At 69.4% G+C, this 24,537-nt stretch carries 24 protein-coding genes; 23 read left to right on the top strand and 1 reads right to left on the bottom strand.

What is annotated here, in order from left to right:
- The first annotated feature begins 97 nt into the window (after nt 1-97).
- The 6 genes from arc to prcA all read left to right on the top strand — a co-directional run bounded on the left by arc (nt 98) and on the right by prcA (nt 6,185).
- Nucleotides 98-1,864, top strand: a complete 1,767-nt coding sequence (gene arc / locus AB0H82_RS17890; RefSeq protein ID WP_362993692.1) for a proteasome ATPase — start codon at nt 98-100, stop codon at nt 1,862-1,864.
- Nucleotides 1,865-2,077: 213 nt separating this feature from the next.
- Nucleotides 2,078-3,589 carry a depupylase/deamidase Dop gene (gene dop / locus AB0H82_RS17885; RefSeq protein ID WP_362993690.1) on the top strand — a complete coding sequence of 504 codons (1,512 nt, stop codon included), beginning with the start codon at nt 2,078-2,080 and terminating at the stop codon, nt 3,587-3,589.
- Between the two features lie 124 nt (nt 3,590-3,713).
- Nucleotides 3,714-3,932 carry a ubiquitin-like protein Pup gene (locus tag AB0H82_RS17880; protein ID WP_150219625.1) on the top strand — a complete coding sequence of 73 codons (219 nt, stop codon included), beginning with the start codon at nt 3,714-3,716 and terminating at the stop codon, nt 3,930-3,932.
- 80 nt (nt 3,933-4,012) lie between these two features.
- Complete coding sequence (locus AB0H82_RS17875; RefSeq protein ID WP_362993735.1) at nt 4,013-4,561, top strand: endonuclease VII domain-containing protein; 549 nt, start codon at nt 4,013-4,015, stop codon at nt 4,559-4,561.
- Nucleotides 4,513-5,358, top strand: a complete 846-nt coding sequence (prcB, locus tag AB0H82_RS17870) for a proteasome subunit beta (RefSeq protein ID WP_362993687.1) — start codon at nt 4,513-4,515, stop codon at nt 5,356-5,358. Before AB0H82_RS17875 ends, prcB begins: the two co-directional genes overlap by 49 nt.
- 53 nt (nt 5,359-5,411) lie before the next feature.
- Complete coding sequence (gene prcA / locus AB0H82_RS17865; RefSeq protein WP_362993685.1) at nt 5,412-6,185, top strand: proteasome subunit alpha; 774 nt, start codon at nt 5,412-5,414, stop codon at nt 6,183-6,185.
- Nucleotides 6,186-6,278: 93 nt separating this feature from the next.
- Here the strand turns inward: prcA and AB0H82_RS17860 are convergent, their stop codons facing one another.
- Entirely contained in the window at nt 6,279-7,301 is a 1,023-nt protein-coding gene (locus AB0H82_RS17860) for a LacI family DNA-binding transcriptional regulator (protein WP_362993683.1), read from the bottom strand.
- 147 nt (nt 7,302-7,448) lie between these two features.
- Here AB0H82_RS17860 and AB0H82_RS17855 point away from each other — a divergent pair, with 147 nt between their 5' ends.
- From AB0H82_RS17855 to AB0H82_RS17775, 17 genes are all read left to right on the top strand, one after another.
- On the top strand, nt 7,449-8,708 hold the full coding sequence (locus AB0H82_RS17855; RefSeq protein WP_362993681.1) for an MFS transporter: 1,260 nt from the start codon (nt 7,449-7,451) through the stop codon (nt 8,706-8,708).
- Nucleotides 8,709-8,717: 9 nt separating this feature from the next.
- Complete coding sequence (pafA, locus tag AB0H82_RS17850; protein ID WP_055567245.1) at nt 8,718-10,079, top strand: Pup--protein ligase; 1,362 nt, start codon at nt 8,718-8,720, stop codon at nt 10,077-10,079.
- A 148-nt stretch (nt 10,080-10,227) separates the two neighbouring features.
- Nucleotides 10,228-11,226 carry an FKBP-type peptidyl-prolyl cis-trans isomerase gene (locus AB0H82_RS17845; RefSeq protein WP_362993679.1) on the top strand — a complete coding sequence of 333 codons (999 nt, stop codon included), beginning with the start codon at nt 10,228-10,230 and terminating at the stop codon, nt 11,224-11,226.
- Between the two features lie 59 nt (nt 11,227-11,285).
- Nucleotides 11,286-11,660 (top strand): FKBP-type peptidyl-prolyl cis-trans isomerase, encoded by a 375-nt coding sequence (locus AB0H82_RS17840; RefSeq protein WP_362993677.1) that lies wholly within the window; start codon nt 11,286-11,288, stop codon nt 11,658-11,660.
- Between the two features lie 190 nt (nt 11,661-11,850).
- A complete protein-coding gene (locus AB0H82_RS17835; RefSeq protein WP_362993675.1) occupies nt 11,851-12,828 on the top strand; it encodes a WYL domain-containing protein in 978 nt (325 codons plus the stop codon).
- Nucleotides 12,829-12,844: 16 nt separating this feature from the next.
- The gene (locus tag AB0H82_RS17830; protein WP_362993673.1) at nt 12,845-13,885 is read left to right on the top strand and encodes a WYL domain-containing protein; all 1,041 of its coding nucleotides are present in this window, start codon (nt 12,845-12,847) and stop codon (nt 13,883-13,885) included.
- A gap of 11 nt (nt 13,886-13,896) precedes the next feature.
- Nucleotides 13,897-14,157 (top strand): hypothetical protein, encoded by a 261-nt coding sequence (locus tag AB0H82_RS17825; RefSeq protein ID WP_362993733.1) that lies wholly within the window; start codon nt 13,897-13,899, stop codon nt 14,155-14,157.
- 9 nt (nt 14,158-14,166) lie between these two features.
- On the top strand, nt 14,167-14,364 hold the full coding sequence (locus tag AB0H82_RS17820) for a hypothetical protein (protein WP_362993671.1): 198 nt from the start codon (nt 14,167-14,169) through the stop codon (nt 14,362-14,364).
- Between the two features lie 208 nt (nt 14,365-14,572).
- Nucleotides 14,573-14,857: a Sec-independent protein translocase subunit TatA gene (gene tatA, locus AB0H82_RS17815; protein ID WP_362993669.1), complete on the top strand. Its 285-nt coding sequence runs from the start codon at nt 14,573-14,575 to the stop codon at nt 14,855-14,857.
- 95 nt (nt 14,858-14,952) lie between these two features.
- Complete coding sequence (gene tatC / locus AB0H82_RS17810) at nt 14,953-15,846, top strand: twin-arginine translocase subunit TatC (RefSeq protein WP_362993731.1); 894 nt, start codon at nt 14,953-14,955, stop codon at nt 15,844-15,846.
- Nucleotides 15,847-15,863: 17 nt separating this feature from the next.
- Nucleotides 15,864-16,754, top strand: coding sequence for a diacylglycerol kinase (locus AB0H82_RS17805; protein ID WP_362993667.1), 891 nt, complete (start codon nt 15,864-15,866; stop codon nt 16,752-16,754).
- Between the two features lie 9 nt (nt 16,755-16,763).
- A complete protein-coding gene (locus tag AB0H82_RS17800) occupies nt 16,764-19,619 on the top strand; it encodes a DEAD/DEAH box helicase (RefSeq protein WP_362993729.1) in 2,856 nt (951 codons plus the stop codon).
- A 351-nt stretch (nt 19,620-19,970) separates the two neighbouring features.
- Nucleotides 19,971-21,575 carry an ATP-binding protein gene (locus AB0H82_RS17795; RefSeq protein ID WP_362993665.1) on the top strand — a complete coding sequence of 535 codons (1,605 nt, stop codon included), beginning with the start codon at nt 19,971-19,973 and terminating at the stop codon, nt 21,573-21,575.
- Complete coding sequence (locus AB0H82_RS17790; protein ID WP_055556816.1) at nt 21,572-21,979, top strand: roadblock/LC7 domain-containing protein; 408 nt, start codon at nt 21,572-21,574, stop codon at nt 21,977-21,979. Before AB0H82_RS17795 ends, AB0H82_RS17790 begins: the two co-directional genes overlap by 4 nt.
- 59 nt (nt 21,980-22,038) lie before the next feature.
- Nucleotides 22,039-22,389: a DUF742 domain-containing protein gene (locus tag AB0H82_RS17785; RefSeq protein WP_362993727.1), complete on the top strand. Its 351-nt coding sequence runs from the start codon at nt 22,039-22,041 to the stop codon at nt 22,387-22,389.
- A complete protein-coding gene (locus AB0H82_RS17780; RefSeq protein WP_362993663.1) occupies nt 22,370-22,993 on the top strand; it encodes an ATP/GTP-binding protein in 624 nt (207 codons plus the stop codon). Before AB0H82_RS17785 ends, AB0H82_RS17780 begins: the two co-directional genes overlap by 20 nt.
- A gap of 61 nt (nt 22,994-23,054) precedes the next feature.
- Nucleotides 23,055-24,536 carry a cytochrome P450 gene (locus AB0H82_RS17775; RefSeq protein WP_362993661.1) on the top strand — a complete coding sequence of 494 codons (1,482 nt, stop codon included), beginning with the start codon at nt 23,055-23,057 and terminating at the stop codon, nt 24,534-24,536.
- Nucleotide 24,537 lies beyond the last annotated feature (1 nt).

The raw sequence follows: 24,537 nt of genomic DNA, 5'->3' as shown, positions 1-24,537 counted from the left end.
ACACACCCCCACTGTCTTTGTGATCTAGGGGTTTCAATCGACACCCACCCAGGTAGGGTCTGGAAGCGTCCAGCTCCCCTTGGAGGAGGTGAGGACCGTGGCAGCCCACGACGACGACATCAACCGCGGCATCCGGCCGGGGCGAGGGTCTGAGGACCCCGCCGGTCAGGTTGCCTATCTCGAGCAGGAAATCGCCGTCCTGCGACGCAAGCTCGCCGACTCTCCGCGTCATACGAGGATTCTCGAAGAGCGGATCGTCGAGCTGCAGACCAACCTGGCCGGCGTATCCGCACAGAACGAGCGGCTCGCCAACACGCTCCGTGAGGCCCGCGACCAGATCGTGGCCCTCAAGGAGGAAGTCGACCGGCTCGCACAGCCACCGGCCGGCTTCGGAGTCTTCCTCGTGGCGAACGAGGACGGCACGGCGGACATCTTCACCGGGGGCCGCAAGCTCCGGGTGAACGTCAGCCCGAGCGTGGAGCTCGAAGAGCTCAGGCGCGGCCAGGAAGTCATGCTCAACGAAGCGCTCAACGTGGTCGAGGCCATGGAGTTCGAGAGCGTCGGCGACATCGTCACCCTCAAGGAAATCCTTGAGGACGGCGATCGAGCCCTGGTGGTCGGACACACCGACGAAGAACGAGTGGTGCGGCTCGCCGAACCCCTCCTCGACGTCACCATCCGCCCGGGCGACGCCCTCCTGCTCGAACCCCGCTCCGGCTACGTCTACGAAGTCATCCCCAAGAGCGAGGTCGAAGAACTCGTCCTCGAAGAAGTCCCCGACATCAGCTACGAGAAAATCGGCGGCCTCGGCGGCCAGATCGAGATGATCCGGGACGCCGTCGAGCTCCCCTACCTCTACCCCGACCTCTTCAAGGAGCACGAACTGCGGCCGCCCAAGGGCGTCCTGCTGTACGGGCCCCCCGGCTGCGGCAAGACGCTGATCGCGAAAGCCGTCGCCAACTCCCTTGCCAAGAAGGTCGCCGAGGTGACCGGCCAGCCCGCGGGGAAGAGCTACTTCCTCAACATCAAGGGCCCCGAGCTCCTCAACAAGTACGTCGGCGAGACCGAGCGCCACATCCGCCTGGTCTTCCAGCGAGCCCGGGAGAAGGCGAGCGAGGGCACCCCCGTCATCGTCTTCTTCGACGAGATGGAATCCCTCTTCCGCACCCGCGGATCCGGAGTCAGCTCGGACGTGGAGAACACCATCGTCCCCCAGCTGCTCGCCGAGATCGACGGCGTGGAAGGCCTGGAGAACGTCATCGTCATCGGCGCCTCCAACCGCGAGGACATGATCGACCCCGCGATCCTGCGACCCGGACGACTCGACGTCAAGATCAAGATCGAGCGCCCGGACGCCGAGGCCGCGAAGGACATCTTCGCCAAGTACCTCACCGAACGGCTCCCCCTGCACGCCGACGACCTGGCCGAACACAGCGCCGACCGGCGCACCACCGTCCAGGGCATGATCCAATCCGTCGTCGAGCAGATGTACGCCGAATCCGAGGAGAACCGCTTCCTTGAGGTGACGTACGCCAACGGCGACAAGGAAGTCCTCTACTTCAAGGACTTCAATTCCGGCGCCATGATCGAAAACATCGTGGGCCGCGCCAAGAAGATGGCCATCAAGGCCTTCCTCGAAGCGAACCAGAAGGGCATCCGGGTCGCTCACCTCCTCCAGGCTTGCATCGACGAGTTCAAGGAGAACGAGGACCTGCCCAACACCACCAACCCCGACGACTGGGCCAGGATCTCCGGAAAGAAGGGCGAGCGGATCGTGTACATCCGAACCCTCGTCACCGGAAAGCAGGGCGCGGACACCGGACGCTCCATCGACACGGTGGCCAACACCGGTCAATACCTGTAGAACACAGGACGGCTGCGGGTGTCCTTCACGGGTACCCGCAGCCGTCTGTTTTTCAATGAAGGCAATGATCTCCCCACCAGCGCAAAGGCGTTCTAGGCTCTTCGGTACCGCCGAGTCGCGCAGTGCGGGGACGGGCACCGCACACGCACCGGAGCAACAGCGGTACTTGAGCGCCGTTCCCGAACGGGAGCGCCGCCGGGCAAGGAGGGCCGCATGACCGTACGGCGAGTAATGGGCATCGAGACGGAGTACGGCATCTCCGTCCCCGGCCACCCCAACGCCAATGCAATGCTCACCTCGTCCCAGATCGTCAACGCCTACGCCGCGGCGATGCACCGGGCGCGGCGCGCCCGCTGGGACTTCGAGGAGGAGAACCCGCTGCGGGACGCGCGGGGATTCGACCTCGCCCGCGAGGCCGCCGACTCCAGCCAGCTGACCGACGAGGACATCGGCCTCGCCAACGTCATCCTGACCAACGGAGCGCGCCTCTACGTGGACCACGCGCACCCCGAATACAGCTCACCCGAGATCACCAACCCCCTGGACGCGGTCCTGTGGGACAAGGCCGGCGAACGCATCATGGCCGAGGCCGCCGAACGCGCGGCCCAGCTCCCCGGCGCCCAGCCGATCCACCTCTACAAGAACAACACCGACAACAAGGGCGCCTCCTACGGCACGCACGAGAACTACCTGATGAAGCGGGAGACCCCCTTCTCGGACATCGTGCGGCACCTGACACCCTTCTTCGTCTCCCGCCAGGTCGTCACCGGCGCAGGACGCGTCGGCATCGGCCAGGACGGCCACGAACACGGCTTCCAGCTCAGCCAGCGCGCCGACTACTTCGAAGTCGAGGTAGGCCTGGAGACGACCCTGAAGCGGCCCATCATCAACACCCGCGACGAGCCGCACTCAGACGCCGAGAAGTACCGCAGGCTGCACGTCATCATCGGCGACGCCAACCTCTCCGAGATCTCGACGTACCTCAAGCTCGGCACGACGTCCCTGGTCCTCGCGATGATCGAGGACGGCTTCATCAACGTCGACCTCGCCGTCGACCAGCCCGTGCGCACGCTGCACCAGGTCTCCCACGACGCGACACTCAAGCACCTCGTCACGCTCCGCAGCGGCCGGTCACTCACCGCCGTCCAACTCCAGATGGAGTACTTCGAGCTCGCCCGCAAGTACGTCGAGGAGCGGTACGGCTCCGACGCCGACGACCAGACCAAGGACGTACTGACCCGCTGGGAGGACGTCCTCGGCCGCCTGGAGAGCGACCCGATGAGCCTCTCCGGAGAGCTCGACTGGGTCGCCAAGCGCGAACTCATGGAGGGCTACCGCCGCCGCGACAACCTCGACTGGGACGCCGCCCGGCTCCACCTGGTCGACCTCCAGTACGCCGACGTACGTCCCGAGAAGGGCCTCTACAACCGGCTGGTGGCCCGCGGCAAGATGAAGCGGCTCCTCGACGAGGCGGACGTCGAGCGCGCCACCACCAAGCCGCCCGAGGACACGCGCGCGTACTTCCGCGGCCGTTGCCTTGAGCAGTACGCGGACGACGTGGCCGCGGCGTCCTGGGACTCGGTCATCTTCGACCTCCCTGGCCGTGACTCTCTGCAGCGGGTCCCCACGCTGGAGCCCCTGCGCGGCACGCGCAACCACGTCAAGGAACTCCTGGACCGCTGCCGCACCGCAGAGGACCTGGTTCGGGTCCTCTCGGGCGGCTGAAAGGTCATCGACGGGGGAATCACAGAGGTGGGTCCCGCACGTTGATGCAACTGCGGGGCCGATGTCGGACCCGGAGCGTAGGGTCTGATCAAGAACGTCTAACCGAGCGAGCGGGGTGAGGTAGATGGCGACCAAGGACACCGGCGGCGGACAGCAGAAGGCGACGCGTCCCACCGAGGAGACCGAGGAGCAGACGCAGGACGCGCAGGCTTCGGAGGACCTCAAGGAGCGGCAGGAGAAGCTGAGCGACGACGTCGACTCTGTGCTTGACGAAATCGATGATGTGCTCGAGGAGAACGCCGAGGACTTCGTGCGCTCCTTCGTTCAGAAGGGCGGAGAGTGATTCTTCCTTTGAATCGAAGGCTGGGGATGTAGGGAGGGGTCTTGTCGGAGCCGCTCAAGCGGTGCGCGCGATGCCGAGAGTTGAAACCGCGCGAGGCGTTTGCATCGAATCGGGCATTGCGTGACGGCCTGCAGTGCTACTGCAGGCCGTGCGCCGCGGAGTATCACCAGGAGCGGCAAAAGGCCAAGGGTAAGAACGTTCGGCTCAAGGTCGCAGCTCCGGCCGGGCACAAATACTGCCGCAGGTGTGGGGAGACCAAGCCTCATGCCGAATGGGACCGTAACAAGACGGCATCCGACGGCCTGTCCACTCGGTGCAAAGCGTGTCGGGCCATCGAAGGCCGTGCAGCCCATCTCAAGCGTCAGTACGGCATGACCGAGGCCGAGCGTGACCAACTGATCAGGTCCCAGAAGGGCCTCTGTGTGATCTGTCTCGAGGCACCTGCCGTGCATGTGGATCACTGTCACGAGACGGGTAAAGTCCGAGGCGTACTGTGCTTCAACTGCAACTCAGGCATCGGCAAGTTGGGGGACGACCCCGACAAGACCCGCCGAGCCACCGCTTACCTGGAAGGAAACTCGTGGAAGCCAATCCTCGTAGCACCGGGCGTCTACCAGCTGCCTTCCTGACGCCTGGTTCGTCGTCGTTCATGGACTTCCTGTCCGAGCACCAGCCGGAGATCCTGCCCGGCAACCGTCAACTGCCGCCCACCCAGGGCGTCATCGAGGCTCCGCACGGCACGACCATCGTGGCCGTGACGTTCCCGGGCGGTGTGGTCCTGGCCGGTGACCGGCGGGCCACCATGGGCAATGTGATCGCGCAGCGCGACATCGAGAAGGTGTTCCCTGCCGACGAGTACTCGGCGGTGGGCATCGCCGGTACGGCGGGTCTCGCCGTGGAGATGGTGAAGCTCTTCCAGCTGGAGCTGGAGCACTTCGAGAAGGTCGAGGGCGCCACGCTCTCGCTCGAAGGCAAGGCGAACCGGCTGTCCACGATGATCCGCAGCAACCTCGGCATGGCCATGCAGGGTCTCGCCGTGGTGCCGCTCTTCGCGGGGTACGACGTGGACCGCGAGAAGGGGCGCATCTTCTCGTACGACGTGACGGGTGGGCGTTCGGAGGAGCACGGCTTCGCGGCGACCGGTTCGGGTTCGGTGTTCGCGCGCGGTGCGATGAAGAAGCTCTACCACGATGGTCTGACCGAGGAGCAGGCGACGACGCTGGTCGTCCAGGCGCTGTACGACGCGGCCGACGACGACTCGGCGACCGGTGGTCCGGATGTGGCCCGCCGGATCTATCCGATCGTCACCGTGATCTCCGACGAGGGGTTCCGGAGGCTGACGGACGACGAGTCGTCCGCGATCGCGCGCGCGATCCTGGAGAAGCGTCTTGAGCAGCCGGACGGACCGCGCGCCGCACTGCTCTGATCGCTCCGAATTCGCCACTGACTGAAGTTTTTTGACAGAAAGGGACGGATCCGGTGTCGACGCCGTTCTATGTCTCACCCCAGCAGGCCATGGCCGACCGGGCGGAATACGCCCGGAAGGGCATCGCCCGTGGCCGCAGCCTTGTCGTGATGCAGTATGCCGACGGCATCGTGTTCGTCGGCGAGAACCCGTCCCGTGCGCTGCACAAGTTCAGCGAGATCTATGACCGGATCGGCTTCGCGGCCGCCGGCAAGTACAACGAGTACGAGAATCTGCGGATCGGCGGTGTGCGGTACGCGGACCTTCGTGGATATACGTACGACCGCGATGACGTGACGGCCCGTGGGCTCGCCAATGTCTATGCGCAGACGCTCGGCACGATCTTCTCCAGTAACGCGGAGAAGCCGTACGAGGTGGAGCTGGTCGTCGCCGAGGTCGGCGTGACGCCGGACGGCGATCAGATCTACCGGCTGCCGCACGACGGTTCGATCGTGGATGAGCACGGTTCGGTCGCGGTCGGTGGCAATGCCGAGCAGATCAGCACGTATCTCGATCAGCGTCACCGGGACGGGATGACGCTGGCCGAGGCGCTCAAGCTCGCGGTGCAGGCGCTGTCCCGCGACACCAACGGCAGTGAGCGGGAGATCCCCGCGGAGCGGCTGGAGGTGGCGATCCTCGACCGGACGCGGCCGCAGCAGCGGAAGTTCAAGCGGATCGTGGGGCGGCAGTTGTCGCGGCTGCTCGACGAGGGCGGTGCGACGGACGCGGCGACCGACACGGACGAGGAAGCCGGGCCCGCGCCGCGGTCCGGCGGCGACATCGAGTAGGTCGTTTCCGCTTCCTGTTAGTGGGTGCGCCCCGTGTTCCGGCCTTGCGGCCGGGAGGCGGGGCGCTTCTTTGTGTGTCGTGTGTCGTGTGCGTCAGTGGGCGGGGCCTGTGGAGCCGCGCACGATCAGTTCGACGGGGAGTGGGGTGGCGTCGGGGCTGCGGCCTTCCAGGACGGCGACGAGGGATTCCATGCCGCGCTCGCCGAACCGTTCGGCGGGGAGGCGGACCGTCGTGAGTTCGGGTTCGACGGCGGTGGCCAGGGTCAGGTCGTCGAAGCCGGTGACGGAGACGTCCTCGGGGACGCGCAGGCCGAGCCGGCGTGCGGCTTTGCAGACGCCGGCGGCGAGGAAGTCGTCGTCGCAGACGACCGCGGTGGGCCGGGGGCCGGGGGCGGAGAGGGCGGCTTCGGCGACGACGCGGGCGCTCGCGACGTTCAGGGGGGCGGCGACCCGGTGCACGGCGGTGTCCGTGCCCCGCAGTGTCCGCGCGAGGGCTTCGGCGCGGACGTCGAAGGTCCAGGAGTCGACGTCCGCGCCGAGGTGGAGGAAGTCGCGGTGGCCGAGGGCGAGGAGGTGTTCCGTCACCTGGCGCATGCCGTCGGCGAGGTCGAGGTTGACGGTGGTGGCGCCGAGGCTGCCCGCGGGGTCGCTGTCGAGCATGACGAGGGGGAGGTCGTCGCCGCGGATGGTGGCGAGGGTGTCGGAGGCCATGGAGGAGGCGAGGACGCCGTCGAGGGAGGCGCGTGCGGAGGCGAAGGGGTCGCGGGCGGGGCCGATGCCGTCGGGGGAGGGGTAGAGGACGACGCCGAAGCCGTGCCGGGCGGCGATGCGGGCGACGCCGGTGTAGACGTGGGCGAAGAATTCGTTGGTGAGTTCGGGGACGACGAGGAGGGCGGTCCTGGTCCTGCCGAGGCGGAGGTTGCGGGCCGCGAGGTTGGGGCGGTAGCCGAGTTCGCGTGCGGCGGTCCGTACGCGTTCGGCGGTGGGTTCGGCGACGCGGCCGCGCCATTTGTCGCCGAGGACGAGGGAGACGGTGGCCTGGGAGACCCCGGCCGCGCGTGCGACGTCGCGGCTCGTGGGGCGGGTGCCCCCGGTTTCCTGTAGCGGCCCGGCCACTGAGACCTCCTGGTTGGTGCCCGCGGCACGGAGCTGTCTCGTGGTCGCGGGGTCGCGGTGGACCCGCGTGCTGCGCTCATGGTACGTATGACGCCGGACGTTATACGTAAAACCCCGGCTCGGCGTGCGGGGGGAGGGCGGGAGAGCATGGCGGCGGGATACGCGGAGATCCTCAGGACGCGCTACGCGACACGGCTGCTCGCCGGGACGCTGGTGGGCAGGCTGCCGAATGCCACGGCGGCGATCGCGATCGTGCTGTTCATCCGGGCCGAGGGCGGCACCTACAGCCTGGCCGGCGCGCTCGCCGCGGTGTACGGCGTGGCGAACGCGGTGGGTCAGCCGCTGCTCGGGCGCCTCGTCGACCTGTACGGCCAGCCGCGGGTCCAGCTGCCCGCCGCGCTGCTCTCCGGGCTGGGCATGGCGGTGTTCGCGTTCACGGGGCCGGACCAGCTGGGGCTCGCGTATGTGGCGGTGGGGGCCGCGGGTCTGTTCACGCCGCCTCTGGAGGGCGGTCTGCGCGCCCTGTGGCCGAGTGTCCTGGGCAAGGAGGAGCAGGTCCACACCGCGTACGCGATGGATGCCATCGCCCAGGAAGTCATGTTCACCGTGGGCCCGTTGCTCATCACGGGCTGCGTGGCCCTGTGGTCGGAGCGGGTGGCGCTGCTCGTCGTCAATGTGGTGGGTGTGCTCGGTGCCCTCTCCGTAGTGGTGTCCCGGCCTTCGCGCGCGTGGCGCTCGGCGCCGCGGGAGGCGCACTGGCTCGGTGCCCTGCGCTCGCCCGGGCTCCTCGCGCTCCTCGGCGCGTTCCTCTTCATCGGCATGGCGCTCGGCTCGATCACCGTCGCGGGTGTGTCGTACGCGGACGTGCACGGCGGTGACGCGGTGTACGGCTGGATGATGGCGGCGCTCGGACTGGGTGCGCTCGTCGGGGGTTCCGTGTACGGGGCGCGGCAGTGGGCCGGCGTGCCGGAGCGGAGGCTGAGTGTCCTGGTGGCGTTGTTGGCGGTCTGCTATTGGCCGTTGGTGTTGACGCCGGGGGCGGTGGCGATGACGGCGCTGACGGCGCTCGCGGGTGTGTTTCTCGCGCCGGCGCTCGCGTGTGCGTTCATCATCGTGGACCGGCATGCTCCGCGGGGGACGGTGACGGAGGCGTTCTCCTGGCTGGTGACGACGTTCACGGTGGGGGCGTCGTTGGGGACTGCGGCGGCGGGGCCGGTGGTCGAGTGGGGTGGTACGGCGTGGGGTTTCGCGGTGCCGGGGCTCGCCGGTGTGGCGGCGCTGATGGTTCTGCTGGCCACGGCGCGGGTACTGGTACCGGTCGTGGAATCCGGGGTCGTTGCGGGTTCATCGGAAAATGATCGAAACGGTGCTGCCGAACCCGGTTTCAGTGCCGGGCATCAGGCGTAATGTTCAGTCATGGACCGCCGCATTTTCGGGCTGGAGAACGAGTACGGCGTCACGTGCACGTTCAGGGGACAGCGCCGCCTGTCGCCTGACGAGGTGGCGCGCTACCTCTTCCGCCGTGTTGTGTCATGGGGCCGCAGCAGCAACGTCTTTCTGCGGAACGGTGCCCGCCTGTATCTCGACGTGGGGTCACATCCGGAATACGCGACACCCGAATGTGACAACGTGACCGAGCTGGTCACCCACGACAAGGCGGGCGAGCGCATTCTGGAAGGCCTGCTCGTCGACGCCGAGCGCCGCCTGCACGAGGAGGGAATCGCGGGCGACGTCTACCTTTTCAAGAACAACACCGATTCGGCGGGAAACTCCTACGGCTGCCACGAGAACTATCTGGTGGCCCGTCACGGGGAGTTCTCCCGGCTCGCGGACATCCTCATTCCGTTCCTCGTCACGCGGCAGCTGCTGTGTGGTGCGGGCAAGGTGCTGCAGACTCCGCGCGGTGCCGTGTACTGCGTCAGTCAGCGTGCCGAGCACATCTGGGAAGGGGTGTCCTCCGCGACCACCCGGTCCCGGCCGATCATCAACACCCGCGACGAGCCGCACGCGGACGCCGAGCGCTATCGCAGGCTCCACGTCATCGTCGGTGACTCGAACATGTCCGAGACGACCATGCTCCTCAAGGTCGGGGCCACCGATCTCGTGCTGCGCATGATCGAGGCGGGCACGGTGATGCGGGACCTCACTCTGGAGAACCCGATCAGGGCGATCCGCGAGGTCAGTCACGACATCACCGGCCGCCGCAAGGTGCGTCTGGCCAGTGGCCGTGAGGCCTCGGCCCTCGAAGTGCAGCGCGAGTACTACGAGAAGGCGGTGGACTTCGTCGACCGGCGCGGCATCCGCACCGGCACCGTCGAGCAGGTCCTGGAGCTGTGGGGCCGCACGCTGGACGCGATCGAGAGCGAGGACCTCGACCGCATCGGCACCGAGATCGACTGGGTCATGAAGTACAAGCTCATCGAGCGGTACCGCGCGAAGAACAACATGACCATGTCGCATCCGCGGGTCGCGCAGATAGACCTCGCGTACCACGACATCCACCGTCGTCGAGGGCTGTACTACCTCCTGGAGAAGAAGGGGCAAGCCGCCCGCATCTGCAACGACTTGAAGATCTTCGAGGGCAAGTCGGTGCCGCCGCAGACCACCCGTGCGCGGCTGCGCGGGGACTTCATCCGGCGGGCTCAGGAGCAGCGGCGTGACTTCACGGTCGACTGGGTCCACCTCAAGCTCAACGACCAGGCACAGCGCACCGTGTTGTGCAAGGACCCCTTCCGGTCGGTGGACGACCGGGTGGAGAAGCTCATCGCCGGTATGTGAGCCCCTGGGTCCCGAGGGGCCCGGGGGAATCGAGTGACGTTGCGGGAACGCAACACGGGCGCCGTACGTTCCTCGTACGGCGCCCTTCTCACGCCGTAGAGTTGCGCGCACGCCAACCCACAAGATCGACCGATACGAGGCCCCCACCGTGCGCCGACGCTCACTTCTCCTTGCTGTCCCGGCCGGCCTGCTCACGCTGGCAGGTTGTGGTGACGACAAGGCCGACAAGGCCAAGACGAAGCCCAGCGACAGTCCGACGAACGCGACGTCGGCCCCGCCGACCGCGAAGATCGTGGACGGGCCGCTGCCCGAGATCACGAAGGGCGACAAGTTCGGCGAGAAGCCGACCGTGGCCAAGGGCAAGGGCGAGCCGTCCTCGGATCTCGCCGTCAAGACCCTGATCGAGGGCAAGGGCAAGAAGGTCGTCAAGGGCGACTATCTGCAGGCCAACTACCTCGGCCAGATCTGGGCGACGGCCAAGGTCTTCGACAATTCGTACGACCGCGGCAACCCCACGGTCTTCCCGATCGGTGTCGGCCAGGTCATCCCGGGCTGGGACCAGGCGCTGGTCGGCAAGAAGCTCGACAGCCGGGTGGAGATCGCCATCCCGCCGAAGATGGGGTACGGCAAGGAGGGCAACAAGCAGGCAGGCATCAAGGGCTCGGACACGCTGGTGTTCGTCGTCGATCTCGTCGGGACCTTCAACTCCAAGAGCTCGGTGGAGGGCAAGGAGGTCGCGCAGTCGAACAAGGACCTGCCCAAGGTCGGTACGAACACCGACGGCAAGGCCCCCTCGATCGACGTCCCGAAGACCGACGCCCCCAAGAAGCTCGTCGCTTCGTACGTCCTGGAGGGCGACGGCGACGAGGTCAAGGAGACCGACAGCCTCCTCTGCCAGTACAAGGGTGTGCTCTGGGCCGACGGCAAGGAGTTCGACTCCTCGTACAAGAGCGGTCAGCTCGCCCAGTTCCAGCTGGCGCAGGTCGTCAAGGGCTGGGCGCAGGGTCTGACGGGCAAGAAGGTCGGCAGCCGCGTCCTCATCGTCATCCCGCCGGAGCTGGGGTACGGCGACCAGCCCCCGCAGGGCAGCTCGATCAAGAAGGACTCCACGCTGGTGTTCTGCGTGGACATCCTCGCGAAGGCCTGAGCCCTCGCGGATGTAAGACTGTCCGAGCTGACCTTTCGTATCAAAGCAGGAGCATTTTCGTGAGCATTGACAAGCCCGAGGTCGACTTCCCCGTCGGCGAGGCGCCGACCGAGCTGCGGATCAAGGACATCTGGGAGGGCGACGGGGCGGTCGCCAAGGCGGGCGACCGCGTCAAGGTCCACTACGTGGGTGTGGCCTTCAGCACGGGCGAGGAGTTCGACGCGAGCTGGAACCGCGGCGCGCCGCTGGAGTTCCAGCTGGGCGCGGGCCAGGTCATCTCCGGCTGGGACCAGGGCGTGCAGGGCATGAAGGTCGGTGGCCGGCGCGAGCTGACCATTCCGGCCCACCTGGCGTACGGCGACCGTGGCGCCGGTGGCGGCCGCATCGCCCCGGGCGAGACGCTGATCTTCGTCTGCGACCTGGTCTCCGTCTGAGGACGTCTGTGACCTGATCCTTTCGCCGAGGGTCCATGCCTGTCCGGCATGGGCCCTCCCGTCTCCCACCACCACCCTCAACGGAATTCCCTTCGGGATGCACCCCTAGCCCTCGGCTTTTGCGCAGACACCCCCGGGCGGTACGGTCATCGGTCGGAAGCACAATCTGAACAGCCGAGAAAGGGCGTCGATGGCCATTGCCAAGGCCGAGCGGCTGATGAACCTTGCGCTGTGCCTGCTCGGGACCCGGCGGCCGCTCAGCAAGCGTGAGCTGCGGGACTCCATCGAGGCTTACGTCGAGGCCTTCGGGGCGGGGGGCCGGGCGGCCGGTTCCGACGACTCCTTCAATCGGATGTTCGAGCGTGACAAGGATGATCTGCGCGAGCTGGGCCTGGTCATCGAGACCGTGGAGAACCTGGAGGGCGAGGTCGGCTACCTCGCCCGCCGCGACAGCAACCGCCTGCCGCCCATCACCCTCGACGCCGAGGAGGCCGCGGCCCTCGGCCTGGCCGCCAAGGTCTGGCAGCAGGCCCGCCTGGCCGGGGCCGCCAGCGGTGCCCTGCAGAAGCTGCGCGCCGCCGGCCTGCCCGAGGGCGTGGACCCGTACGGGGCGCACAGCGCCCTGGAGCCCCGCATCCCCGCGCACGAGGCGGCCTTCGAGCCGCTGATGCTGGCCTGCCGCGACCGCCGTCCCGTCGTCTTCGACTACCGCAAGGCGACCGCCGCCCGCCCCGAGCAGCGGCACGTGGAGCCCTGGGCGCTGGAGTGCTGGCGCGGCCACTGGTACCTCGCGGGCTGGGACCGCGACCGGGGTGCCGAGCGGGTCTTCCGGCTCTCCCGGATCACCGGCAAGGTGCGCGCCCGCGCGGGGAAGTACACGGCGGACGTACCGGACGTCGTCACGGTCCGCGAGACCGTCGCGAGCTGGGCGGGCGAGACCGCCGACCGCACCGCCCTGATCCGGCTGCGCACGGACGCCGGCTACCCGCTGCGGGCCAAGGCCATCGCGGTGCGGGAACTGGGCGACGGCTGGGCGGAGTTGGAGATTCCGTACGGTCACGGGCTCGATGCCTGGCTGGTGGAGTTCGGGCCCGACGTGGTGGTCCTGGAGCCCGCCGAGCTGCGGGCCGACGTCGTGGACCGGCTGCGCGCCGTGGCCAAGGGCTGAGGGGAACGGAAGACCAATGGCCTCGAACGCCATCGACCAGACGCGGCGGATGCTGTCGCTGGTCACCTATCTGCGGGAGCGCCCCGGCGCCCGCGTCGGCGATGTCGCCCGCGCCTTCGGCATCACCACGGACGAGCTGATCTCCGACCTCGACGTGCTGCCGATGTGCGGGACCAGCTTCCGCGGCGGCGACCTCCTCGACATCGACACCGACGGCGACCGCATCTGGTGGCACAACCCCGACGACGTCGCGGCCCCGCTGCGGCTCGCCGCCGACGAGGCGACCGCCCTGCTCGTCGCCGCCCGCGCCGTGTCCACCCTGCCCGGCCTGCGCGAGAGCGACCGGCTCGCGCTGCTGCGCGCCACCGCGAAGCTGGAGACCGCGGCGGGCGAGGCGGCGGGCGCCAGTTCGCGCCTCTCGGTGACCTTCGAGTCCGAGGGCGGCGTCTTCGCCGACGTCGACCGGGCCATCTCCGAGCGCCGCAGGCTCTGGATCCGCTACTACTCACCCGCCCGCGACGAGGTCACCGAGCGCGAGATCGACCCGATCCGCCTGGTCAGCGTCGGCCACACCTATGTGGAGGCGTGGTGCCGCCGCTCCGAGGCGCGGCGCACCTTCCGCCTCGACCGCGTCGCCGAGATCAAGATCCTCGACGAGCCGTCCGCGCCGCCCGAGGTGGAGCTGCGCGACCTCTCCGAAGGCCTCGTGCAGCCGGCCGCCGAGGACCCGGAGGTCGTCGTGGAGGTCGGCCCCGGCGGCCGCTGGGTCGCCGAGTACTACCCGCACGACAGTGCTGAGGAGCTGCCCGACGGCGGTCTGCGGATCACGCTGCGCACCCCCGAGCCCGCCTCGCTGCGCCGGCTCGCGCTGCGGCTCGGCAGGGACGGCCGGATCGTCTCCCCGGCGCAGCTCGCGGAGAGCGCACGGCAGGCGGCACGCGAGGCCCTGGAGGCGTACGACAGGGATGTCGAGACGTACGGGAAGGGCGTCGAGACGTACGAGAGGGACGTCGAGGCGTACGAGAGGGATCACGACAGTCAGGAGCAAGGGCGTTGAGCACACCGACGATGTCCGGGCTGCCCGGGGTGCCGGCGCAGCCGCGGCCCGCCCCCGTCTTCTTCACGGCCGCCTGCCCGGACTGCCGCGCACGCTTCGAGCTCTCCGCCGGGGCGCTGCGGCTCGCGATCGGCGCCAGCCGCCGCACCACCTTCTACTCCTTCACCTGTCCCGAGTGCGGGGCCGCGGTGCGCAAGCCCGCGGGGGAGCGCATCGTCGAACTCCTCACCCGCGGCGGGGTGCGGACGCTGCGTCTGCACTCGACCGTCTAGGCTCGGCGCATGTTCTGGGCGATGCTCGCGATCGCGGCGGGCTTCTTGGGCCTCGCCGTCCTCGGCGTACTGGCGGTCAGGGTCTTCGTGGAGGCGCAGCGCCTCGCACGTCAAGTGACCGAGACCACACAGAAGATCAACCGGGCCGCGGAGGACCTGGAGAAGGCCGCGGCCCGTGTGGCCGGTGCGGGACGAGGGGCTCTTTAGCGTCCGCGACCTGTCAACTCCCCGAGGAGGGCGGGTACGCTGCGGGCACGGCCCGGATCGAGGCGGGGGCCGCACTCGGAGTATGCGCGGGGATTGCCGAGCGTTTACCCCGGGGGGTTACGATCGCTGTCAGCGCGGGAGATCGGATGTATGTCCGGTCTGCCGGGCAACCAGACTCCTGTCGCCTCGGTGAAGAAGGTATACAGCTATGGGTAGGCTCGGCCCCACCGAGATCATTCTCATCCTCGTCATCGTCGTCCTGCTGTTCGGCGCCAAGAAGCTGCCCGACATGGCGCGCTCCCTCGGCAAGTCGGCCCGCATCCTCAAGAGCGAGGCCAAGGCCATGAAGTCGGAGGGCAAGGACGACGCCGCCGCCCCGGCCGACCCGCCGAGCGACCCGGCCCTCCAGAAGCGCACGATCCAGGCTGCCCCCGGCGACGTGACCAGCTCGCGCCCGGTCACCGAGCCGACCGACCGCACGACGCAGCGCTGATCCAAGGCCGGCGACGACGGCCGGTCTGCCGCACGAGATGAGGACGTGGGTTGCTCAAGTCTGCCCGCAAGAAGGAGAAGGACCCCGAGGGGCGGATGTCCCTCGCGGAGCACCTGCGCGAGCTCCGCAACCGGCTCGCGAAGGGGCTCCTCGCCATCACGGTCGTATCGATCGTGGCGGCTTTCTACAGCCAGGAGCTGATGGAGTTCCTGGCTGATCCGGTGCCGCGCTGCGAGCCGGGGATGGACCCCACGGGCGGCCACTGCGCGAAGGTGACGTTCAACGACCTGCTGTCGCCCTTCACCACCACGGTGAAGGTCAGCCTCATGGTCGGCATCATCGTGTCCAGTCCGGTGTGGCTGTACCAGCTGTGGGCCTTCGTGGCGCCCGGTCTGCACAGGCACGAGCGGAAGTACACCTACTGGTTCGTCTCCGCCGCGGTGCCGCTCTTCTTCGGGGGCGCCTGGCTGGCGTACACGATCATGCCGGTCAGCATGCGGGTCCTGATCAGCATCACGCCCGACCAGGCCGAGAACCTCCTCGCGATGGACAAGATCCTCGACTTCACGGTCAGGATGGTCCTCGTCTTCGGTATCTCCTTCGAGCTGCCCCTGCTCCTGGTGATGCTGAACATGACGGGGATGGTGACCGGCCGCCGCATGCTCACGTGGTGGCGCGGCGTGGTCATGGGTGTCTTCATCTTCGGTGCCGTGGCGACCCCGACCACCGACCCCGTCGGCATGATCGCGCTCGCGGGGCCGATCGTCGTCCTCTACTTCATGGCCGTCGGCATCTCCTTCCTGAACGACGCGCGCCGCCGTCGCAACGATCCGGACGCCGAGCTCGACGACGACGAGGCCTCCGACATCGACCTCACGCCCGAGGCCGTCGGCGAGGTCGAATCGGTGCGGTCGCCGCAGGCGCTGCCGGAGCAGGCGGGCACCGGGCGTGCCGATCATCGTGTGAACGGTTTCGACGACGTGACCTGACCTTGTAGGGTCCGGCCGTGACCAGCGAGATCACCCTCTTCGTCAATCCCACCGCGGGCCGCGGCCGGGGCGCCCACGCGGCGCAGCCGGCCGCTTCCGCTTTGCGGGCCCGCGGCTTCTCCGTGCGAACGGTCATCGGTGAGGACGCCCCCGACGCGCTGCGGCGGGCCCGCGAGGCCGTCGACGGCGGCACGGGGGCGCTGATAGCCGTCGGCGGCGACGGCATGGCGAGCCTCGCGTTGCAGGCCGTCGCCGGGACGGGCACCCCGTTGGGGGTGATCGCGGTGGGGACAGGCAACGACTTCGCGCGGGCCCTCGGCCTGCCGGTGCGTGACCCCGCCGCCGCGGGGGAGGTCGTGGCCGAGGCGCTCAAGGGGGCGCGCACCCGCGACGTCGACCTGGGCCGGGTCGGCGGGACCTGGTTCGGGACGGTGCTCGCCTCGGGCTTCGACTCGCGCGTCAACGACCGGGGCAACCGGATGCGGTGGCCCACGGGGCGCTTCAAGTACGACCTCGCGATGGTCGCGGAGCTGGCCGCTCTCAAGCCGATCCCGTACCGCGTCACCCTGGACGGCGAGGACGTCCACGAGGTCGAGGCCACGCTGGTCGCGGTCGGCAACGGATCGTCGTACGGCGGCGGCATGCGGATCTGCGCCGGTGCCGACATGGGCGACGGCCTCCTCGACGTCACCGTGGTGGGGGAGTGCAGCCGGACGACGCTGCTCAAGGTCTTCCCGCGGGTCTACAGGGGCACGCACCTCGACCATCCGAAGGTCACCGTGCACCGCGCGGCCAGGGTCGAGCTCGCCGCGCCCGGTGTCACCGGGTACGCGGACGGGGAGCCGCTGGGCGCGCTGCCGCTGACCGCGGAGTGCGTGCCGGGGGCGGTGCGGGTCCTGGCCACGTGAGCTGACGATATTGATCGTCTGTTGTCAGTGGTGGCCGGTAGTCTCGAAAGCACGATGACAGAGGACCTCTCACCGGCCGAGCGGTACGCGGCGGCGCGCAAGCGCGCTGCCGAGCAGGCCACCGCACTCGCGTCCTTCCGCGAGATGTACGAATTCGGCCTCGACCCCTTCCAGATCGAGGCCTGCCAGGCGCTGGAGGCGGGCAAGGGCGTGCTCGTGGCCGCCCCCACGGGCTCGGGCAAGACGATCGTCGGCGAGTTCGCCGTGCACCTCGCGCTCCGCCAGGGCAAGAAGTGCTTCTACACCACGCCCATCAAGGCGCTCTCCAACCAGAAGTACGCCGACCTCTCCAAGAGGTACGGCGCGGACAAGGTCGGCCTGCTCACCGGCGACAACAGCGTCAACAGCGACGCCCCGGTGGTCGTCATGACCACCGAAGTCCTGCGGAACATGCTGTATTCGGGCTCGCAGTCGTTGCTGAACCTCGGCTATGTGGTCATGGACGAGGTGCACTATCTCTCGGACCGCTTCCGCGGCGCCGTCTGGGAGGAAGTGATCATCCACCTCCAGGAGTCGGTGACACTGGTCTCCCTGTCGGCCACGGTGTCGAACGCGGAGGAGTTCGGCGACTGGCTCGACACCGTCCGCGGTGACACCGAAGTGATCGTCTCCGAGCACCGGCCCGTGCCGCTCTTCCAGCACGTGCTTGCCGGGCGCCGGATGTACGACCTCTTCGAGGAGGGCGAGGGCCACAAGAAGGCGGTCAACCCGGACCTCACGCGCATGGCGCGCATGGAGGCCAGCCGCTCGTACAACCCGCGCGACCGCCGCAAGGGCAAGATGATCCGCGAGGCCGACCGCGAGCGGGAGCGCCGCCAGCGGTCGCGGATCTGGACGCCGGGCCGCCCCGAGGTCATCGAGCGGCTCGACGCCGAGGGCCTGCTGCCCGCGATCACGTTCATCTTCAGCCGTGCGGGCTGCGAGGCCGCGGTGCAGCAGTGTCTGTACGCGGGCCTCCGGCTGAACGACGACGAGGCGCGGATGACGGTCCGCGAGATCGTCGAGGAGCGCACGGGCTCCATTCCGAACGAGGACCTCCATGTCCTCGGCTACTACGAATGGCTGGAGGGGTTGGAGCGCGGCATCGCGGCGCACCACGCGGGCATGCTGCCCACCTTCAAGGAGGTCGTCGAGGAGCTGTTCGTGCGCGGCCTCGTCAAGGCCGTGTTCGCCACCGAGACCCTCGCGCTCGGCATCAACATGCCCGCGCGCAGCGTGGTCCTGGAGAAGCTCGTCAAGTGGAACGGCGAGCAGCACGCCGACATCACCCCGGGTGAGTACACGCAGCTGACCGGTCGTGCCGGGCGCCGCGGCATCGACGTGGAGGGCCATGCGGTGGTCCTCTGGCAGCGCGCCATGAGCCCCGAGCACCTGGCGGGCCTCGCGGGCACGCGGACGTATCCGCTGCGCTCCAGCTTCAAGCCGTCGTACAACATGGCGGTGAACCTGGTCGAGCAGTTCGGGCGGCACCGCTCGCGCGAGCTCCTGGAGACGTCCTTCGCGCAGTTCCAGGCCGACAAGTCGGTCGTGGGGATCTCCCGGCAGGTCCAGAAGAACGAAGAGGGCCTGGAGGGCTACAAGGACTCCATGACCTGCCACCTGGGCGACTTCGAGGAGTACGCGCGGCTGCGCCGCGAGCTCAAGGACCGTGAGACGGAGCTCGCCAAGCAGGGCGCGGCCCAGCGCAGGGCCGCTGCCGCCGCCGCCCTGGAGAAGCTGAAGCCGGGGGACGTCATCCACGTCCCGACGGGGAAGTACGCGGGCCTGGCGCTCGTCCTCGATCCGGGTCTGCCCGCCGGGCGGGCCAACGGCCACCGCGGCTTCGACCACGTGGACGGGCCGCGTCCCCTTGTGCTCACCGCCGAGCGGCAGGTCAAGCGGCTCGCGTCGATGGACTTCCCGGTGCCCGTCGAGGCCCTGGAGCGGATGCGCATCCCGAAGTCGTTCAACGCCCGCTCGCCGCAGTCCCGCCGCGACCTGGCGTCCGCGCTGCGCACCAAGGCCGGGCACATCGTCCCCGACCGGCACCGCAAGGGGCGCGCGGCGGCCGCGGACGACCAGGAGATCGCACGGCTGCGCACGGAGCTGCGCGCGCACCCCTGCCACGGCTGCGACGAGCGCGAGGACCACGCCCGCTGGGCCGAGCGGTACCACCGCCTCAAGCGCGACACCGCGCAGCTGGAGCGCCGCATCGAGGGGCGTACGAACACGATCGCCCGCACCTTCGACCGCATCGTCGCGCTCCTCACCGAGCTCGACTACCTCCGCGGTGACGAGGTCACCGAGCACGGCAAGCGGCTCGCCCGGTTGTACGGCGAGCTGGACCTGCTGGCCAGTGAATGCCTGCGCGCCCGCGTGTGGGAGGGGCTGAACCCGGCGGAGCTGGCCGCGTGCGTCTCGGCGCTGGTGTACGAGTCGCGGGTGGGTGACGACGCGCTCGCGCCGAAGCTGCCGTCCGGTGCGGCGAAGGCGGCGCTGGGCGAGATGGTGCGCATCTGGGGCCGCCTTGACGGTCTGGAGGAGGAGTTCAGGATCAGTCAGGCGGAGGGCGTCGGTCAGCGCGAGCCCGACCTCGGCTTCGCCTGGGCGGCGTACATGTGGGCGAGCGACAAGGGCCTCGACGAGGTGCTGCGCGAGGCCGAGATGCCGGCCGGTGACTTCGTGCGCTGGTGCAAGCAGGTCATCGACGTCCTCGGGCAGATCTCCGCGGCGGCGCCGCGCGAGGGCAGCACGGTCGCGCGGAACGCCCGCAAGGCCGTCGACCAACTCCTGCGCGGCGTCGTGGCGTACAGCTCGGTGGGCTGAGGGCGCGGCAGCGGCTGGACACGGGCGCGTTCTTCGACCGACGGGTCGTCGAACGCGCCCGTTCCGCATGCCCTTTCGGCGTCACTCCATGTGTGCGAAGGGTTGCCGGGTGTGCAAAAGGGGAGAGTGTATGCCCCTCGGCGAGCCCTTTGCAGGGGGTTGCCGAATATGACTCGGCGATGATTTCGGCGGACTAAGCTCGCCCGGAGCGCGGCGAGTTGAAACGAGTTGCGACGTATTCGCGCGCTTGTTCCCAAATCTCCCGATCGTTCGTTTCGTCATCCCCAAAAACATGTTCCGTCATCCCCCGAAGACGTCAAATCCCCCAAGACGAGTGTTCAGAGGGCATACATGGTGAGTGTTCAATCGCCTCCCGGTGGCCGAGAAGTCCCTTACGCGCGCGTGTTGTTGCTGCCCGCCATGCTGATGGCGGCGGCGACCGGAGCCGCCGTCGCCTCGGTGGCGGCGCCGGCCCGGGCCGCCGTCGGCTGGTGCGGCGCCGTCGCGACCCTCATGGTCGTCGCGGTCGGCGCCGAGGCGGTACGCCGCGGCCGGACCGTCCGGAGGCAGCGCACGCAGTACGCACAGCGACTCGCCAACCTCGAACGGCGCATCGCATCCCACGACGACGAGACCGTCCGCCTCGGCCGGGAGATCCTGCCCGACGCGGTGTGGCGGCTGCGGCAGGGCGAAGCGCCCGCGGAAGTGATCCGCAACGTCGTCGACAAGAGCGAGGCCTACCACGAACTCCCCTCCTCGCAGCGCGACTTGCTCCGCTCCGTCCTCGAAACCCTGGACCACGAGGAAGCGATGCGCGAGTCCGCGCAGCGCGCCTTCGTCAACATCGCCCGGCGCGTCCAGTCGATCGTCCACCAGCAGGCCGCCGAACTCCGCGAGATGGAGGAGTTCCACGGCCGCAACCCCGAGGTCTTCGACGACCTCCTGCGCATCGACCACGGCACCGCCCTGATCGGCCGGCTCGCCGACTCCATCGCGGTGCTCGGCGGCGCCCGCCCCGGCCGCCAGTGGCCCAAGCCCGTACCGCTGTACAGCGTGCTGCGCGGCGCGATGTGCCGGATCCTCGACTACCCGCGCGTCGAACTGCACTCCATCGCCGACGTCGCCATCCACGGCACGTCCGTCGAGCCGCTCATCCATGCCTGCGCCGAACTCCTCGACAACGCCACCCGGTACTCGCCCCCGCAGACCAAGGTGCACGTCACCGCCGTCGAGGTGCAGACCGGCATCGCCGTCGAGATCGAGGACGGCGGCGTCAGCCTCAGCGAGGAGGCGCGGGCCCGCGCCGAGCGCATGCTGGCCCAGGCACAGGCCGGCATCGACCTCAACGACCTCGGGGAGACGCCCCGCCTCGGCATGGCCGTCGTAGGACGCCTCTCGCAGATGTACAACCTCCAGGTCTCGCTGCGGCAGTCCGCGTACGGCGGGGTCCGCGCGGTGCTCATCGTGCCGCGCGAGATGATGACCACCGGACCCGCGCCCGGCCTCGCCCACGGCATCGGCGCCTCCGCCGTGCCGCGCGTGGACAACGCCGGACGGACCATCGAGGAGCCCGCCCGCAACATCCGCCGCAAGAAGCCGCGCGTCGTCACCGCGGGCCCGCCGCTGCGCTCCCCGCTCACCGCGACCGCGACCGTGGAGGACGACGTTCCCGAGGTCACCGAGTGGACCTCCGGTGGCCTGCCGCAGCGCCGCAGCCGCGTCAAGATCTCCCTCAAGGAGCGGTACGCCCAAGCGGCCGAGGCCCAGCGGGCCGCCGAGGCCCACGCCGCCGCCACCGCGTCGCCCCCGCCCGCGCCCAAGCGGGACGAGCCCGAACCGGGCCTGTGGATCGAGGCGTTCATGAAGGGCGTCAAGGGGGACGACCAGCCGGGCGGTTCCGATCCGGTGCCCCCGCAGAACAACCACGGCAGCGCCGACGAGAGGGACTGGCAGTGATCCAGCAACGCGCCAACTTCGACTGGATGCTGAAGGAACTCGCCGACGGGGTCCCGCAGACCCGGCAGATCGTGGTGCTCTCCGCCGACGGCCTGCGCATCGCGCGCTACGGCGGCGACCCCGACGCGGCCGACCGCATCGCCGCGGCCTGCGCGGGACTGCAGTCCCTCGCCGCCGCCGTCGCCACCGAGATCCCGCACAGCGACGGCGGCATGAAGATGGTCATCATCGAGATCAACGGCGGCTACTTCTACCTGATGGCCGCGGGCGCGGGCGCCTACCTCGCCGTGCTCGCCGACGAGACCGTCGACGCGGGCCTCATCGGCACCCGCATGCGTGACCTCGTCGTGCGCATCGGGGCGCACCTGACGAGCCCGCCCAGGCGTGACGGGCAGGCCGTATGACTCCTCCGCAAGACTCCTCCCACGGCTCGGAGCAGGGCGCGGGTCCGCCGGACCCCGGCATGCCCCCGCAGCGGGAGCGCCGCAGTCCCGAGAACCCGGAGCGGCTGTACATCCTCACCGGCGACGACTCCGAGCGGGCCCCGCTCGACCTCGTCACCCTGATCGTCGCGCAGGGCGAGGCGTCCCCGATGGCCCAGCCGGAGCACTCCGCGATCCTGCGGCTGTGCACGACACCGCTGTCCGTCGCCGAGCTCTCGGCCTACATGGCGCTGCCGTTCAGCGTCGTGACCGTCGTCCTGACGGAGTTACTGGCGACCGAGCTCGTGCAGGCGCGCGCCCCCATCGTCCGCTCCGCGCTCCCCGACCGATCCCTCCTCGAAGCGGTGATGCATGGACTTCAGAAACTCTGAGACCACCGACACGATCTCCGGCCCGCGCAGTGAGGACGTCCTGCCGCACACCGCCACGGCCGCCGTGAAGGTCGTGATCGTGGGCGGCTTCGGGGTCGGCAAGACGACGATGGTCGGCTCGGTCAGCGAGATCCGCCCGCTGACGACCGAGGAGACCATGACCCAGGCGGGCATCGGGGTCGACGACAACTACGGCTCCGAGTCCAAGACGGCCACCACCGTGGCGATGGACTTCGGTCGCATCAGCATCTCCGAGGAGCTCGTCCTCTACCTCTTCGGCACCCCCGGCCAGGAACGCTTCTGGTTCCTGTGGAACGGCCTCTTCGAAGGCGCGCTCGGCGCGGTCGTGCTCATCGACACCCGGCGCCTCGAAGTCAGCTTCGACGTGATCGGCCGCCTGGAGGAGCGCGGCGTGCCGTTCGTCGTCGCCGTCAACGACTTCCCGGACGCGCCCGTCCACCCCGTCGAGACGCTCCGCAGGGCGCTCGACCTGGAACCGATCGTGCCGATCATGGCGTGCGACGCCCGCCGCAGGGAGTCCAGCCGGGACGTCCTGATGACCCTGATGCGCTATCTCCACTCCCTGGCGGCGGCCCGCGTCTGACCGTCCCCGCACCCCGTATCCAGCAACCCGGAACCCTTCAGCGAAACCCGGAGCGACGACCGTGACGACCCCTGCCACCCCCTCCTGGCCCGGCACCGGCGACCCGACCGCCGAGCCCCCCGTCGGCTGTCCCGCCCACGGCCTCGGCCCCCGCGGCCTGCGCCGGCTGTACGGCCCCGAGGCGGACGCCGACCTCGCGGGTCTGTACGAGAAGCTGCGCGCCGAGCACGGCGCGGTGGCGCCCGTGCTGATCCACAACGACGTGCCGATGTGGGCGGTGCTCGGCCACAGCGAGAACCTCCACATGGTCCGCACCCCCTCGCAGTACACGCGCGACTCGCGCCGCTGGCGGGCGGTGCAGGACGGCTCGGCGGGTCCCGACCACCCGCTCGCGCCGGTCTTCACCTGGCAGCCGATGTGCAGCTTCGTCGAGGGCGACGAGCACCAGCGGCTGCGCGGCGCGGTCACCGGAGCCATGTCGAGCATCGACCACCGCGGCATCCGCCGCCACATCAACCGCTATACGAACCACCTGCTCAACGACTTCTGCCAGGACGGCCGCGCCGACCTCGTCAGCCGGTTCGCCGAGCACCTGCCGATGATGGTGATGTGCCACGTCCTCGGCATGCCCGAGGAGTACAACGAGCGCATGGTGCAGTCGGCCCGCGACATGATCAAGGGCACCGACACCGCCATCGCCAGCAACGCGTACGTGATGGAGGTCCTGATGGGGCTCGTGGCGCGGCGCCGCGCAAACCCCGAGGAGGACTTCACCAGCAACCTCATCGCGCATCCCGCCCGGCTCACCGACGACGAGGTCGGCGCGCACCTGCGCCTGGTCCTCATCGCCGCGTACGAGGCGACCGCCAACCTCATCGCGAACGTCCTGCGGATGGTCCTCACCGACCCGCGCTTCCGCGCCCAGCTCAGCGGCGGCCAGATGACGGTGCCCGAGGCGGTCGAGCAGTCCCTGTGGGACGAACCGCCGTTCAGCGCGATGATCGGCTACTTCGCCAAGCAGGACACCCAGCTCGGCGGGCAGCGGATCCGGGCGGGCGACGGCCTGATCATGGGCATCGCGCCGGGCAACGTCGATCCGGTCGTACGGCCCGATCTCGCCGCCAACATGCAGGGCAACCGCTCGCACCTCGCGTTCGGCGGCGGGCCGCACGAGTGCCCCGGCCAGGACATCGGCCGCGCCATCGCCGACACCGGCGTCGACGCGCTCCTGATGCGGCTGCCGGACGTCGAACTGGACATCGACGAGAGCGAGTTGCGGTGGACGGCGACGATCATGTCGCGGCATCTGGTGGAGCTGCCGGTCAAGTTCGCGCCGCGGCCCCCGCAGGACGTGACGGCCCGCCCCTCGGCGCAGATGCCGGCGCCGCGCAGGGACTGGCAGGTGTCGTCCCCGCCGCCGCGCGGTCCTGAGCCCGTCGCCCCGGTCGCCCGGCCGGCGGCCGCCGCCCCGGCCGCGAGCCCCGAGACCGCCCGGCCCAAGGGGGCCTGGCAGCGCTTCCTCACCTGGTGGCGCGGCTACTGAC

The organism is Streptomyces sp. NPDC050732 (assembly GCF_040654255.1).
Taxonomy (GTDB): Bacteria; Actinomycetota; Actinomycetes; order Streptomycetales; family Streptomycetaceae; genus Streptomyces.
Note: the sequence above shows the minus strand (reverse complement) of the source record. Positions and strands in the feature narration are given on the sequence as shown.

Bases quoted from the DNA above. Each gene is read 5' to 3' on its own strand.
- dop (WP_362993690.1), top strand. From the start codon at position 2,078: ATGACCGTACGGCGAGTAATGGGCATCGAGACGGAGTACGGCATCTCC.
- AB0H82_RS17880 (WP_150219625.1), top strand. From the start codon at position 3,714: ATGGCGACCAAGGACACCGGCGGCGGACAGCAGAAGGCGACGCGTCCC.
- AB0H82_RS17855 (WP_362993681.1), top strand. From the start codon at position 7,449: ATGGCGGCGGGATACGCGGAGATCCTCAGGACGCGCTACGCGACACGG.
- pafA (WP_055567245.1), top strand. From the start codon at position 8,718: ATGGACCGCCGCATTTTCGGGCTGGAGAACGAGTACGGCGTCACGTGC.
- AB0H82_RS17835 (WP_362993675.1), top strand. From the start codon at position 11,851: ATGGCCATTGCCAAGGCCGAGCGGCTGATGAACCTTGCGCTGTGCCTG.
- AB0H82_RS17830 (WP_362993673.1), top strand. From the start codon at position 12,845: ATGGCCTCGAACGCCATCGACCAGACGCGGCGGATGCTGTCGCTGGTC.
- AB0H82_RS17825 (WP_362993733.1), top strand. From the start codon at position 13,897: ATGTCCGGGCTGCCCGGGGTGCCGGCGCAGCCGCGGCCCGCCCCCGTC.
- AB0H82_RS17820 (WP_362993671.1), top strand. From the start codon at position 14,167: ATGTTCTGGGCGATGCTCGCGATCGCGGCGGGCTTCTTGGGCCTCGCC.
- tatA (WP_362993669.1), top strand. From the start codon at position 14,573: ATGGGTAGGCTCGGCCCCACCGAGATCATTCTCATCCTCGTCATCGTC.
- tatC (WP_362993731.1), top strand. From the start codon at position 14,953: ATGTCCCTCGCGGAGCACCTGCGCGAGCTCCGCAACCGGCTCGCGAAG.
- AB0H82_RS17795 (WP_362993665.1), top strand. From the start codon at position 19,971: ATGGTGAGTGTTCAATCGCCTCCCGGTGGCCGAGAAGTCCCTTACGCG.
- AB0H82_RS17785 (WP_362993727.1), top strand. From the start codon at position 22,039: ATGCCCCCGCAGCGGGAGCGCCGCAGTCCCGAGAACCCGGAGCGGCTG.
- AB0H82_RS17780 (WP_362993663.1), top strand. From the start codon at position 22,370: ATGGACTTCAGAAACTCTGAGACCACCGACACGATCTCCGGCCCGCGC.